This window comes from Gilliamella sp. X-23 (assembly GCF_057063545.1).
In genome coordinates this window covers 1-13,425 of record NZ_JBXSQG010000006.1, presented here as the reverse complement: position 1 = coordinate 13,425, position 13,425 = coordinate 1, and the positions used below count along the sequence as shown (strand labels likewise).

Below are 13,425 nucleotides of genomic sequence, written 5' to 3'. Positions count from 1 at the left end.
ATGTCCAAAAAATTTTAGAAATATACGCATTTTAATATAAAAGCTTAAATGATAAAGAGATGACCACCCAATTAATATCGCCTATACTATTTTGAAATCAGGTAAATATGATTAGTTTTTTAGGTGTCAGGTGTCTTAATATGTTAGAAGATGTAATGCAAGGCGCATTAATTTCGGCAAGTTTAATTATTGCTATTGGTGCTCAAAATTTATTTGTTCTTAAGCAAGGACTATTAAAAAATCACATCTTTTTTGTAGCGGTAATCTGTTTTATTTGTGACTTTGCCTTGATGTCAGTAGGTATTTTGGGGGTGGGTTCGTTTATTAGTACTAATCTATTAATAACTCGCATTCTTGCCATTTTAGGGGCGTTTTTTTTGATCTGGTATGGATTTTCAGCTTTTAAAAGTGCCATTCAAGGCAATAGTTACATGCAAATTGAACCTCAAGATCCGCAAAATAACCGTTTACTCAAAGTGGTACTGGCAACCTTGGCTGTTACCTTGCTTAATCCTCATGTTTATTTAGATACCGTTGTTATTGTGGGTGGTATTGCTGGCACATTAACAAGTGAACAAAAATTGGCATTTTTGATTGGCGCGGTTTGTGTTTCGTTTATTTGGTTTTTTGGAATAGGTTATGGTGCAAGACTATTAACGCCACTGTTTAAACAGAAAAAGATGTGGGTCATATTGGACTTCTTGGTAGGTTGCGTGATGTTTTATATTGCTTATCGATTAGTTTTGTTTATTTTTTAGTTAATTAAAGAGCCAATTGATTTTAGTTGAAGATGATTCGTATATAAGACGTCATCAAGCTGTTATTGGCTAGTTGGTATTTAATTTCTCCAAACTATGAGAACAATATATCCATTTGTTATGATTTAAGATCTTTGATGTGTTGGATTATTTTATTCTTAATAACAACCACAATCATTATTACTAGCTTGTTTTTTCTTAGCTTGTTGTTTGGCTACAATAGCATTGACTTTTTTGGTTACAATAACTAAATTCTCTTTGGCGTCAGAATAGTTCTGTTCAGCTGCTTTAGTAAACCATTGTTTAGCTTTAAAGTAGTTCTGTTTTACTCCTGTGCCTTTGTAATAGATCGTTGCTAAGGTATATTGAGCAACCGCATCACCTTTTTTCGCTGCTTTAGTATCCCATTCAATTCCTTTTGAATAGCTTTGCTTTGTCCCTTGTCCATTATAGTACAATAAAGCTAAGCTATGTTGAGCAGCAACATTGCCTTGATTGGCTGCTTTTTCAAACCACTGCTTTGCTTGTGTATAATCGGGTTTAGCTTCTTGTTGTTCAAATCCATTTTCGACGGCTTTAAAATGACGTCTTTTAGTATATGAGCCGTCAGCATACATAAGACCTAAATGATATTGTGCTTCAGCATCATTTTGTTTGGTTGCTTTTTGATATTCCTCATTAAAATCAAATAAAGGTTGTTGCTCAGCATAAGTAGCAGTGCTAAAACACAAAACTAGTAATAATTTAGCAAGAAACTTCAGCATAAAGATTCCTTTAAAAAAATAAATAACTTACTTATTTTATCGTATTTATTTTTTTAGTATAGATTATTTAAATTTGTTCAGGACAAATTTGTCGAACGCTGGCGTTCTCATCGCTTTTTTTGTTTTTAATTAGATTGATTTGATTGACTTAGGATTTATGTAGTTAAATGGTGGGTCGTGAGCGATTATTCGGCACGTCGTGTGCCTCACCCCTTCGGGGCCAACACTGCGTGTTGTTCAAATTTGTTCCAGACAAATTTGTCGAACGCTAGCGTTCTCATCGCTTTTCTTGTTTTTAATTAGATTGATTTGATTTACTTAGAATTTGTGTAATTAAATGGTGGGTCGTGAGCGATTCGAACGCTCGACCAACGGATTAAAAGTCCGCTGCTCTACCGACTGAGCTAACGACCCATCTAGAGATGGTGGGTGATACCGGGTTCGAACCAGTGACCCCCTCCTTGTAAGGGAGGTGCTCTCCCAACTGAGCTAATCACCCCAAGTGTTTTATTACTAAAACGTCACGGTAAAGATTGGTGGGTGATACCGGGTTCGAACCAGTGACCCCCTCCTTGTAAGGGAGGTGCTCTCCCAACTGAGCTAATCACCCTTACCGTGTGGGTGTGCATTATAAGGCACGGCTTATTTCAGTCAACCTTTTTTTTTAAATTTCTCTAAAATCGACTTCGTTCGGTTTAATTTTAAACATTTTTTGGGTGATAGTTCGCAAAAATCACTTTTGTTTATTTTTATTTAGTCAAGTGGCATTATGATTAAGTGATTAGGTTATCAAAATAAAAAGTTAATCAATCATGGTTTTTAATAAAAAACGCGTTATTATTTATGTTGAACCTACCATTTTACGCTATAAGGCAGTAGGCATCACTAAGCAAAACACTGCATTGACCATTAATGATGACCTAATTGCATTTAATTATCAAAATGCCGCAGATATTGAATTTTTCATTGGTGAGTTACAAAAAAAATTTACTAGGCGCACACAATACGAACTTAATTTAGATATCAACTTAATTCAAACGCAACAACTAGCCTTACCCGATGTAAAGCTAAAATTAAGTGAATTGATTTTATATGTTGAAGCTAACATTTATAAATTATTTCAATTGCCTGCTAAAAAGGTACTTTTTGACTTTGTTTATCCAACTAAACAAAACAAACATGTTACCGTGATGATCGTTGAACGCGATTATATTGAAAGTTGGATTAATCTTTTTAAAAAGCATGAACTATTATTAACATTTGCCGGTTATCGATTCGATAATTCCAAAATTAATTTTTTACCATGGCGTCAAGAAAAGCAAACAAAGCACCAGCGACAATTAACCTACGTGGTTGCTAGTTTAATTGGCATAATTAGTTGTTTGCTCTGTTATCTTTGGATTCAAGCCCGAAATGAGCTACAACATTACGACCAAAAATTGTTAGAACAGCAAGAGGTAGTGCAAAAGCTCACTGCTGAATTATCTCATTATTTACCTAACCCATCATTAAGCCACAAACAGATTCAAGATGTTTTATTGTTACTTTCGGCGCAGTTACCGTCTGTCATTTGGATAGACTCTTTTTATTATGAACAACAAAAAATCAGGATCGACGGACAAAGCTTTAGTTATGTTGAATTGACTAAGTTTAATCAAAATCTGTTAACGCTAAAAAATATCAGTAACAGCCAAATAAATAGCGTCTCATCTAATAAAACCAGCTTAGTTTTTGAAATGGAAATGCGTTTAAATGAACAGTGATTTTTTTTATCGCCCTATTTGGCAACAATATTTGGTGTCTGTTTTATGCTGTTTAGCGGTTTCTGTGATGATTTATCTATTTTTTATTCACGATATTGAGCAACAAGCAAAATTAAAAAGCAACACATATCAGCAAAAAATCACTGAAACGGAGTTACTACAAGCAAAAGTGAAGCGTTATCAGACAAGTAAAAATAGTTTATATAGTTTAATATCAGAACAAGATCTTGCACAAATGATCGAACAACATCACCTCGTGTTGAGTTCCTTTAAGCGCTATCAAACAGCCCAAACCGTTAATTGGGATATTGAGTTAAATGGTCAATTTTTTGATTTTATGAATTTGATTGCGTCATTGATGGATGATTTTTATTTTCTTGATTTTCAAAATTTAAAAATCAGCAAACAAGATCAACAGTTACAGATCATGTTTACGTTATTGTTCAAAAAGGATAACGAATGATACGTTATATATATCAATACATCGGTTTATGCTTTTTTATCTGTTTTGACCTTAAGGCTAATGTTCCTTTAGAACGAGATCCGTTTCAACCCTATTATTCGGTTTCATGCAGTGAACAAACCGAACAATTGCTTGAGCAGATCCAAATTTGGCATTTTAGGGGGATGATGAAACAGATTGATCAACCTTATCAGCAAATTTGGTTATCATCTGATAATCAGTGGCTAGCGATAACCGATGACACAGTGCCAAACATTTTGTTTCCTTGGCATATGCAATCTTTACTTAACGACAAAATTATTTGGCAAGCCGATTTACCTAATTATTGCCATCAGACTGTATCATGGACAATGCCTCTCAATGAATAACAACAATATCCAAAAACAACGGCTAAACCACTATATTAGCCGATTTACTCAAGCCAAAATCAATTTGGCAAACGCAATTATTTCTATTTTTTTTATGATTGGTATAAATGCTAGTCATGCCAATATTGATCAATCATTAAATGTAGAACAGCAAAACAATATCTCAATGACATTTTACCAAACGGATATTGCCATTATCCTACAGGCATTAGCCGACAGTCAGCAAATGAATTTAGTCATGTCAGAAGATGTAGCAATCAAGCAGACCATTAAACTTAACAATGTTAATTGGCATAAAGCGTTAAAAATTGTATTAAACTCAGCAAATTTACAAGCTGAAATTGATGATAATATTCTGTTCGTATCCAAAGCGCCCGATCCAGATATTTTAATGCAAAAACAACAATTAGCGCAAAAAGAACAAGAACTCAACCAACCGCTTAATTCGTTATCAATAGCTATTAATCATGCTGATCCAACTACCTTAATCGAAACAATTCAACAGCAAGGGCTATTATCAGAAAGGGGAAAGGTCACACACGATAAACGGACTAACTCGCTCATTGTCACCGATCTAACCAAACAATTTAACCAGATCGAAAAATTAATCAAAGCACTGGATAAACCCATGCCTCAAGTCCATATATCAGCGCATATTGTCACCATGAGTGATGAAAGTATGTCAGCGCTCGGTATTAAATGGGGGTACACCGGCAAGTCATCACAATTATTCGATAAGTTCGATGTTGGCCTTGGTGTGGCACATCCTACTACCTCGGTGGGGTTTAATTTAGCAAAACTATCGGGCAGTTTGCTTAATTTAGAACTATCAGCACTTGAATCTGAAAATCAACTTGAAATCATCGCTAGTCCTAATTTACTTACCGCTAATCAAAACATGGCTTCAATAAAACAAGGTACCGAAATTCCTTACGAGGTATCTAGTGGTAGCAATGGGGCGACATCAATTGAATTTAAGCCCGCGGTATTGGGGCTAGAAGTGACGCCCAAAATAGTGTCTGATGATCGTATGATTTTAGATTTATATATTACACAAAATACGGCAGGGCGCTCAATAAAACGTAGCGATGGTGGTGAAGCGTTAGCGATTGATACCCAAGAAATCAAAACACAAGTGCAAATAAAAAATGGCGAAACTGTCGTCTTAGGGGGGATCTTTCAACAAGTTAATACTAACAATAACCGCAAAGTTCCTGGTGCTGGTGATATGCCAGTTATTGGCAATTTATTTAAACACAACAGCAAAAAACAACAAAAACGCGAGTTAGTTATTTTTATTACGCCACAATTGGTTGAGTAAATGTTAACGGAGTTGTATCATACTTTAACTTGTTTTAGCCTTTGCTTTGATATGTAATTATTGTTCAAAGTATATTATTTTTAGCTATTGTTATTACAATTTATTATAAAAGTAGAGAATATTATGCATGTTGTTGCTTCTGATTTAGATGGGACTTTATTAACTCCTGAACATAGCTTATCACCTTATACCAAACAAGTTCTTCAAGCATTACGCAAAAAAGACATTCATTTTGTTTTTGCAACAGGAAGACACCATATTGATGTTGCCCAAATGCGCGAAAATATGGAAATTGATGCTTTTATGATAACTTCAAATGGGGCAAGAGTGCATGATAGCCAAGGTAATTTAGTCTTTAGCCAAAGTATTATCCCATCGCTTGCTAGTGAAATTGCCCAAATGAGCATGGATGACCCATTAATTTATACACATGTATATCGTGGTGATGATTGGTTAATTAATAAAGAAGATACATTTTCATTAGAATTTTTTCGAGATACACAGTTCACTTATCAATTATTTAATCCACTTGATTTTTCAACCGATGATATTGCTAAAATTTATTTTACGACGACCGATGATGCACTTTACCCACACCTGGTTCAGTTAAAAAATCGGTTAGAGGCAAAATTTGGCAATAAAATTAGTGTTGCTTTTTCAACATTAAACTGCCTTGAAGTCATGGCCGAAAACGTCTCTAAAGGTAGTGCATTAAAAAAAGTGGTTGAAAAATTGGGTTACAGTTTAAAAGACAGCATCGCTTTTGGTGACGGCATGAATGACTACGAAATGTTAAAAGCCGCCGGTAAAGGATGTATAATGGAAAACGGTAGCTCTGAATTAAAGGCATTATTGCCACAATTAGAGGTCATCGGTTCAAATGCACAAGATGCCGTGCCTCATTACCTAAGTAAACTATTTTTATAATTATCAAATATATCTAAAATGAATATAACTATCGACAAAGAACTCAATACGCTTGGATTGCGTTGCCCTGAACCGATCATGTTAATAAGAAAATCTATTCGAGAACTTGCCATAGGGCAAGTTCTTCATGTTATTGCTGATGATTTTGCTACAACTCGCGATGTCCCTAGCTTTTGCCGCCATATGGATCACGAATTACTCTCATCGCAAATAGAATCTGAACCATACCAATACTGGATTAAAAAATCGCATTAGTGAAACGGCTTTTTCAGGTAAATTTTTAATACAATATGGGGTTGTGTCAATTTAATTCAATTTGTTTTAGATAATAACGTAATGTTCGCCAATCATGAGGCTGAAAGTTATCAATCATTAACCAAAGCGTACCATATTTACCATCGCGTCGAGATTTTAAATTTAAAATAACAACATAACGGAATATCAATGGTTTATGCATCAAATACCAGCGCTGTTTGTGCCAATATAGTTGATTGATATAGTGAAATAACGCAAACTCGCCTTTAATTGTTTTCAAATAGCATAGACAACGCCACCATTCTATTATCAATAATGGAATGATAATAAAGGTATAACAATTTAAAGTAGTGTCGGCAAACAAAACTAAACAAAGTGTTATTAATACTGAATAAAAAAGCGTTGCAATGCATAATTGTTGCTTTGATATGCTAAGTTGTATACTCCACATAATGCTTGCTCTACTAAGTTAAAATAGAATTATTTCATGATCATGATAAAAATTGCTTAAAATAAAACAAAAGATGGGAGATAATGCGCACAATTTTGTGTGATTTAATCAATGAGAGATCAAACATTCGCATTTTTTGAAATGCCAAAATGAAGATCCTTACCTAAAGGTTGATGAATATTGGCGCAGAAAATTCTGATGCCACTATTTTGCCTTAAAATGAATATAGGAAAGATTTGTGATATTTGTTAGAGTTTTGAAATTGCTTCTAAAATTATTCATCGGTTTATTTCTTTGTGCTTTAGTTATTGGCATTGCTGGTTATGCTTATTATTCAAAGGAACTTCCCGACGTTGCAACATTAAAAGATATTCGCTTACAAACACCAATGCAAGTGCTAAGCAAAGACGGTGAATTAATTGCTATTTTTGGTGAACGACGCAGAACACCATTAAAATATAACGAAATCCCTCCAATGGTGGTTAACGCAGTTATTGCAACAGAAGATGCCCGTTTTTACGAACATTTTGGTATTGACCCGATTGGTATTGTTCGAGCGATGTATATTGGTTTGAAGCATAAAGGATTTTCTCAAGGCGGTAGTACCATTACTCAACAAGTCGCGAAAAACTTCTTCCTAACGCCTGAAAAGAGCATCGCACGTAAAGCCAAAGAAATCATCCTTGCTATCCGCATGGAAAAAGAGCTATCAAAAGAAGAAATCATGGCTTTATACCTTAACATGATCAACTTTGGCTCAAGAGCATATGGCGTTGCTGCAGCATCTTACACATTTTTTGGCAAAACCCCAGATCAATTAACCATTGACGAAGCAGCCTTATTAGCAGGTTTACCTAATGCACCATCGGCATATAATCCAATTGCTCACCCAGATCGTGCATTAATTAGACGTAATTGGGTATTAGGACGTATGTTAGATCAATCCTATATCACCCAAGCTCAATACAACGAAGCCATTAAAAAACCTCTTGGCACAAGCTATCATTCGCCACAAATCGAATTTTCAGCGCCTTATGTTGCCGAAATGGCGCGACAATTTATGTATGATAAATTTGGCGAAAATGCTTACACCGACGGCTACAAAGTCTACACGACTATCTCAAAAACTGACCAAATAGCGGCGACAGAAGCGGTTCAAAAAAATATTATCGATTATGACATTAGACATGGCTACCGTGGTCCTGAAAAAATCCTATGGCAACCGAATGAAACGGCATGGGATCCTGAAAAGATCCAACAAACACTTAACAAATATATATGCTATAGCGGCATGTGCCCAGCGGTGATAATGGCCGTATCAGATCAAGAAGCTACCGCTGTATTAACCGATAAAAGTAATATTACTATTAGCTACCAAGATATGAAATGGGCACGTCCATTTATTAGTGACTCACGACAAGGCGCATTCCCGAAAAAAGTGTCGGATACTCTCAAAGTAGGGCAGCTTATTTGGGTTAAAAAATCGGGCGACAATTGGGGACTTGCACAAATTCCAGCGGTTAATGCTGCGCTTGTATCACTTGATTCCGATAATGGTGCTATCAAAGCCATTGTTGGGGGTTACGATTTTAACTTAAGCAAATTTAATCGCGCTACACAAGCCTTAAGGCAATTAGGCTCGAACATAAAACCATTTATTTATACCGCCACTTTAGAGCAAGGTTTGACAATGGCGACACTACTCAATGACGCACCTATTGTCCGCTCAACGGGTAGTGAAACATGGCGCCCCAAAAATTCACCGCCAACTTATGCGGGGCCATTACGGTTAAGAATTGGCCTTGGAATGTCTAAAAATGTAATGATGGTCAGGGCATTGCGCGCTGTAGGGATCGATTATGCAGCAGAGTATTTAGAGCGTTTTGGCTTCCCTAAAGAAAACATCTCGCATAACGAGTCATTAGCGTTAGGTTCGGCATCATTTACACCACTACAAGTTGCAAGAGCTTATTCCGTTATCACTAATGGCGGCTACCTAATTACGCCATATTTGATTGAAAAGATAGAATACAACAATGGTGCAGGCACTATATATCAACATCAACCAGTGATTGCTTGTCACGACTGTAACGACGATATCAACACAGCGGGTACTAAATCTGTGGCATTAGACAGTGTCGAAAATGAATCGAACGAATCAGATAGCGAAGAGCCAGAACAAGCTAACCTTAAAGCTGACGACAATTTAGTATTACCTGACATCAATCCAGACGAAAAAAATACAGATGTCACACCAAAATATGCTCCACACACAGTCAATAGTGGCATTGCGTATATCATGAAAGACGGACTTCGATCTATTGTATTTGGTGGCTCAGATTGGCAAGGAACTGCATGGCGTGTAAAAGCATTAGGTCGAAAAGACGTCGGTGGTAAAACAGGTACCACCAACGCGTCTAAAGACGTTTGGTTTTCTGGATTTGGTGGTAATATTGTTACCACTGTTTGGATGGGGTTTGATGACCACCGACGTGATTTAGGCCGAACATTCCGAGCCGAAGCCGGTGCCGTAACGGCAAACCCGGTATGGGTCGATTATATGAAAGTCGCCCTAAAAGATGTTCCCGTAAAAGAAGATGTCAAACCTGAAAATGTCATTTCGGTCACGATTGATCAAAAAACTGGATTATTACCAAGCTCAAGCTCAAAAACCATGTCAGAATATTTTATAAAGGGCACTGAGCCAACGGGTTATGCAACACAAGAAGTGGGCACCAAAGTTATCGACTCTGAAGGCAACTCATCAGAACTATTCTGATAAAGGATTTAACATGAATGGTTCAATCAGAATTATTGGCGGAAAGTGGCGTGGACGAAAATTATCGGTGCTTGACAAACAAGGACTACGTCCAACCACAGACCGCATCAAAGAAACCTTATATAACTGGTTAATGCCAGTTATCCAAGGCAGCCATTGCTTGGATTGTTTTTCTGGTAGCGGATCTCTCGGCTTTGAAGCCGCATCAAGGGGCGCCACAAGCGTCACCTTACTGGAAAAAGACAAACAAGTTGCCCAGCTACTCAACAAAAACAAACAGTTAATTGCGAGCGATGCTATCGACATTTATCACACCGACACCCTCGCGTGGCTTAACAAACCTGCATCCAAACAGTTTGATATGGTATTTATCGATCCGCCGTTTCACCAATCCTTAGTCGCAAAAACGGTTAGCCTACTTGAACACAACAACTGGCTCAAACCATCGGCTTATATCTATATTGAAGCAGAAATCGAGCACGACCTAACAACCTATATTCCAAATAACTGGCACTTACATCGCGAAAAAACTGCCGGCCAAGTTCACAGCTACCTTTTTATACGGGAAGATAATTAATGTTCATCTTTATTGGCAAAACCTTATATTCGTTAATGTGGTTATTTTTATTATTTAACCTAATTTGCCCTTACCCAAAACCAGCCAATATTGTTGCCAATATAGGCTTAATTGCCTTTGTGGTTACCCACGGCTTACAAGCATGGTTCCTAAGCTCAACCATGACCAAGCAAGAAAAGCAACAAGACAAATTCAAAGTACTACGCCTGTTCCTATTTGGCGTTTTTGAATCACTTAGTTGGAAAGATAAAAAATAATGGCAAAAAGTGGTTGCTAGATACAAATTTTTTTGTATAATGCTCACCACTTCTTTTGAAGCACCTCAATAAGCGGGAATAGCTCAGTTGGTAGAGCACGACCTTGCCAAGGTCGGGGTCGCGAGTTCGAACCTCGTTTCCCGCTCCAAATCTTAATAATGCATTTATTCCTCATATTACAAAAACTAAATAAAGCCTAAACAAGACTTTTTCTATTTATTAGTCAAATAAAAACAACAAAAACTTCAGTAAAATCAATACCTTTTCTGACCGATTTTTGAGGGGGAATTAAGTCGATTTTAACCGAAAACAATCACCAAAACCATTTCCCAAAACACGCTACCAAAAGCTTAACCGCCCGCAATTAACAAAACTTTACAAATTTTTAACAAAAAAGGTGGCGAATTATTACTCAGGCGGTTATAATTCAAGCGCTTTTAAAGCAAGGGAGTGCTCATTAGTCGAGCAGTCAGTTATAAAAAATGTAAATAAAACAAAAAATTACTTGACAGGATGATCGAAATGCGCTATCATACTTGGCATCTGGCATCTGGCATCTGGCCTGCCAAACCTATGCTCAAAATCTTTTTCAATTTCACCGTAGTCTAAAACAGACACAGTTCTTATTTTCATCAGCGAGGTCATTTCGCGTAGAGAAATGGACGTCGTCATCGAGGTATTTTCAGGCGATGTTTTCGTCGGGTCCTTCGGCCACCTCTTCGGCAAAATTATCGTCGATATCCAAGTGGTTATTAAAGCCGCCATTGGTATTCAAACCGGCATTATGGTTTAGACCTTCATTGTTATCTAAATTGTTATCTAAATCGGCGTTGTTCTTCGTGTTGTTGTTCTTGTCGTATTCACAGGGTTCTGTGGCATTAACGGCCCAGACATCAAGGGTCATAGAGGGTAGTGCGCCGTATTTAACATTCGACGGTGGTCGGACAAAGGCAATATCAACAGATAGTTTGTTGTCTATCAAGTTGCAGGATGGTCAGGTAATCACGCCGTCTACTAATACATCAAGTGTATCAAATCCAATCAGGTTGCCTTATGCAGGGAATACTTTGGATGATATAGATATGATAGTCCCGTCATCAACTAATTCAGTGAGTTTAAGTGATTTAGTCACTCGATATAATTATTGGCGAGATGATGATGGGGATGGACAGGGTGGTAATGGAGTTACCGCATCGGGGAGTATATCGGTATCGTTTAGGGATAGGGGTAACAGTACAGTTAGTCGTAACGGTGCATTAAGTATATGTAGGGCTCCTTATAGGGTAAGATTAAGTAGTACAGGGGGATATTTACAGACACGTTATGGTGTTCCTAATAGAACTAGTTTTAGTGGAGCTACGGTGGATTATTATATTAATCCGTATGGTGGTCCTGTTGTTTGTCGCGTAACGCCGAATTTGTATTTGGGTGGCACTCTGCGTCCGGGCGACGACAGCAAGTACGCCGGCCCATATGACATGTGGCATCCTAATTTGGGTTTTGTAACTCGGTCAAACGATTCTGCATCTTACGACCGAAATTTTCCTACAACGGGTGCTAATGGGTTGTATTTTGATTTGCAAATAGCTGGAGTCGATGGACGTCAGTTGACGTGGTCTACGTTCAGGCGTAGTGGTATAACGGCTACAGTGACAAATATAACACGTGGTGACTCACAGGCTGTTCTTTTTGAGGGAAACGCTGTCGCACGTGTTAAGTTAAGTGGTCCTAGTGCTGATAGTACTCAAATAAGCTCAAGTCGTCCTAGTAGGCTTACTCCGTCGCTATCTTTGCCACAGACAGTTGTGTTGGTCGGTAGGGATGGTAGTGGTAATGAGGTGAGGTATGGGTTTGTCTTAAAGCAGTGGTTCGTCAATCGGGGTAATAAAGTTGGTTCTCAATCTACCCAATCCACTTGGTGTCGTGGTTTGGGTTATCGTCTTGCTAGGGTAAGGGATTTAACCAATTCAAACTATAACAATTTAGACGCAAATCATTACAAGCGTCACATAGGTGCTGGTTTTTTCGCGGAGTGGGGCTACATGAACTACTACGCTGATGCGGGCTTCGTCAACGGCAACTACTGGACGAGCGACGCAACAGGTAGCAATGGGTTCGATGTCAACTCGGGCAACGGCTATGTCCTCAGTTACAGTGCTTCCAGCAGCTTCTATGCTGTTTGCACCGCACCTTAGCTTTTATTTCTTATTCCTTAATCCTTGGGCCGCGGGGGCGGTTATGGAGCCTGAGAGGACAATCTAACAAAGAATAACGCCCCCTCGTAAGTTGGGGCATATTCCCTTAGGGTTGCGCTGTTGCGGCGAAGCCACAATCGCGCCGCCCCCCGCCGCCGGCGACGCTGAAAGTGTCGATGGCGGTGGCTCAGGGGTAAAATTAAATAAATAAAGAGAAGTCATGTAATGGAAATAGAACAAAAATTAGCATTAAGTAAAAATCCGATACATTTTTTGAAAGAAGGTCTTTTTTTAAAGGCTTATAACCAATCGTTTTATGTGATGAGTCAATTATTAGGATTTAACCTAAAGCCGATAATCAAGCATATTAAAAAACTCGACCAAATTATTGTATGTGGTGGATTTCCGGCTAATGTCATCAATAAACGTTATCCTAATGTGTTTTTGGGTTGGTGGATAAAATGAATTGAGTGCAGTGGTTTCGGACGTTTTGACCTTTAGTGAATAAAATAGCTCTCGTGACCACGTCCGAGCTAAGGGAATTAAA

The 13,425-nt window shown here is 37.8% G+C and carries 14 protein-coding genes and 4 tRNA genes; 13 read left to right on the top strand and 5 right to left on the bottom strand.

Features of this window, described 5'->3' with window-relative positions; genetic code table 11:
• The first annotated feature begins 140 nt into the window (after nucleotides 1-140).
• The gene (locus ACYH9I_RS05435) at nucleotides 141-758 is read left to right on the top strand and encodes a LysE/ArgO family amino acid transporter (RefSeq protein WP_483559485.1); all 618 of its coding nucleotides are present in this window, start codon (nucleotides 141-143) and stop codon (nucleotides 756-758) included.
• Between the two features lie 158 nt (nucleotides 759-916).
• On the opposite strand, the gene ACYH9I_RS05430 is transcribed toward ACYH9I_RS05435, so the two are convergent.
• The 4 genes from ACYH9I_RS05430 to ACYH9I_RS05415 form a co-directional block, all read right to left on the bottom strand.
• The gene (locus ACYH9I_RS05430; RefSeq protein WP_091346111.1) at nucleotides 917-1,522 is read right to left on the bottom strand and encodes a tetratricopeptide repeat protein; all 606 of its coding nucleotides are present in this window, start codon (nucleotides 1,520-1,522) and stop codon (nucleotides 917-919) included.
• A 338-nt stretch (nucleotides 1,523-1,860) separates the two neighbouring features.
• A tRNA-Lys gene (locus tag ACYH9I_RS05425) sits at nucleotides 1,861-1,936 on the bottom strand.
• Between the two features lie 9 nt (nucleotides 1,937-1,945).
• Nucleotides 1,946-2,021, bottom strand: a tRNA-Val gene (locus ACYH9I_RS05420).
• A gap of 35 nt (nucleotides 2,022-2,056) precedes the next feature.
• Nucleotides 2,057-2,132 (bottom strand) — tRNA-Val (locus ACYH9I_RS05415).
• A 202-nt stretch (nucleotides 2,133-2,334) separates the two neighbouring features.
• On the opposite strand from ACYH9I_RS05415, the gene ACYH9I_RS05410 reads away from it, so the two are divergent.
• From ACYH9I_RS05410 to tusA, 6 genes are all read left to right on the top strand, one after another.
• Nucleotides 2,335-3,285, top strand: coding sequence for a PilN domain-containing protein (locus ACYH9I_RS05410; RefSeq protein WP_483559484.1), 951 nt, complete (start codon nucleotides 2,335-2,337; stop codon nucleotides 3,283-3,285).
• Complete coding sequence (locus ACYH9I_RS05405; RefSeq protein WP_483559483.1) at nucleotides 3,275-3,748, top strand: hypothetical protein; 474 nt, start codon at nucleotides 3,275-3,277, stop codon at nucleotides 3,746-3,748. Before ACYH9I_RS05410 ends, ACYH9I_RS05405 begins: the two co-directional genes overlap by 11 nt.
• Nucleotides 3,745-4,116 carry a hypothetical protein gene (locus ACYH9I_RS05400; protein ID WP_483559481.1) on the top strand — a complete coding sequence of 124 codons (372 nt, stop codon included), beginning with the start codon at nucleotides 3,745-3,747 and terminating at the stop codon, nucleotides 4,114-4,116. The genes ACYH9I_RS05405 and ACYH9I_RS05400 overlap by 4 nt, the downstream gene beginning before the upstream one ends.
• Complete coding sequence (locus tag ACYH9I_RS05395; protein ID WP_483559479.1) at nucleotides 4,109-5,437, top strand: secretin N-terminal domain-containing protein; 1,329 nt, start codon at nucleotides 4,109-4,111, stop codon at nucleotides 5,435-5,437. The genes ACYH9I_RS05400 and ACYH9I_RS05395 overlap by 8 nt, the downstream gene beginning before the upstream one ends.
• Nucleotides 5,438-5,557: 120 nt before the next feature.
• Nucleotides 5,558-6,364 (top strand): Cof-type HAD-IIB family hydrolase, encoded by an 807-nt coding sequence (locus ACYH9I_RS05390; protein ID WP_483559672.1) that lies wholly within the window; start codon nucleotides 5,558-5,560, stop codon nucleotides 6,362-6,364.
• Between the two features lie 18 nt (nucleotides 6,365-6,382).
• The gene (tusA, locus tag ACYH9I_RS05385; RefSeq protein WP_091346100.1) at nucleotides 6,383-6,619 is read left to right on the top strand and encodes a sulfurtransferase TusA; all 237 of its coding nucleotides are present in this window, start codon (nucleotides 6,383-6,385) and stop codon (nucleotides 6,617-6,619) included.
• Nucleotides 6,620-6,665: 46 nt separating this feature from the next.
• Here the strand turns inward: tusA and ACYH9I_RS05380 are convergent, their stop codons facing one another.
• Nucleotides 6,666-7,070 (bottom strand): protein YgfX, encoded by a 405-nt coding sequence (locus tag ACYH9I_RS05380; protein ID WP_483559477.1) that lies wholly within the window; start codon nucleotides 7,068-7,070, stop codon nucleotides 6,666-6,668.
• A gap of 256 nt (nucleotides 7,071-7,326) precedes the next feature.
• Here ACYH9I_RS05380 and ACYH9I_RS05375 point away from each other — a divergent pair, with 256 nt between their 5' ends.
• From ACYH9I_RS05375 to ACYH9I_RS05350, 6 genes are all read left to right on the top strand, one after another.
• The gene (locus ACYH9I_RS05375) at nucleotides 7,327-9,849 is read left to right on the top strand and encodes a PBP1A family penicillin-binding protein (RefSeq protein WP_483559670.1); all 2,523 of its coding nucleotides are present in this window, start codon (nucleotides 7,327-7,329) and stop codon (nucleotides 9,847-9,849) included.
• A gap of 13 nt (nucleotides 9,850-9,862) precedes the next feature.
• Nucleotides 9,863-10,426 (top strand): 16S rRNA (guanine(966)-N(2))-methyltransferase RsmD, encoded by a 564-nt coding sequence (gene rsmD / locus ACYH9I_RS05370; protein WP_483559476.1) that lies wholly within the window; start codon nucleotides 9,863-9,865, stop codon nucleotides 10,424-10,426.
• Nucleotides 10,426-10,683 (top strand): DUF1145 domain-containing protein, encoded by a 258-nt coding sequence (locus ACYH9I_RS05365; protein ID WP_091346096.1) that lies wholly within the window; start codon nucleotides 10,426-10,428, stop codon nucleotides 10,681-10,683. Before rsmD ends, ACYH9I_RS05365 begins: the two co-directional genes overlap by 1 nt.
• A gap of 72 nt (nucleotides 10,684-10,755) precedes the next feature.
• A tRNA-Gly gene (locus tag ACYH9I_RS05360) sits at nucleotides 10,756-10,831 on the top strand.
• 388 nt (nucleotides 10,832-11,219) lie between these two features.
• Nucleotides 11,220-12,878: a hypothetical protein gene (locus ACYH9I_RS05355; protein WP_483559475.1), complete on the top strand. Its 1,659-nt coding sequence runs from the start codon at nucleotides 11,220-11,222 to the stop codon at nucleotides 12,876-12,878.
• A 225-nt stretch (nucleotides 12,879-13,103) separates the two neighbouring features.
• Nucleotides 13,104-13,343, top strand: coding sequence for a hypothetical protein (locus tag ACYH9I_RS05350; RefSeq protein WP_483559473.1), 240 nt, complete (start codon nucleotides 13,104-13,106; stop codon nucleotides 13,341-13,343).
• Nucleotides 13,344-13,425: the final 82 nt, after the last annotated feature.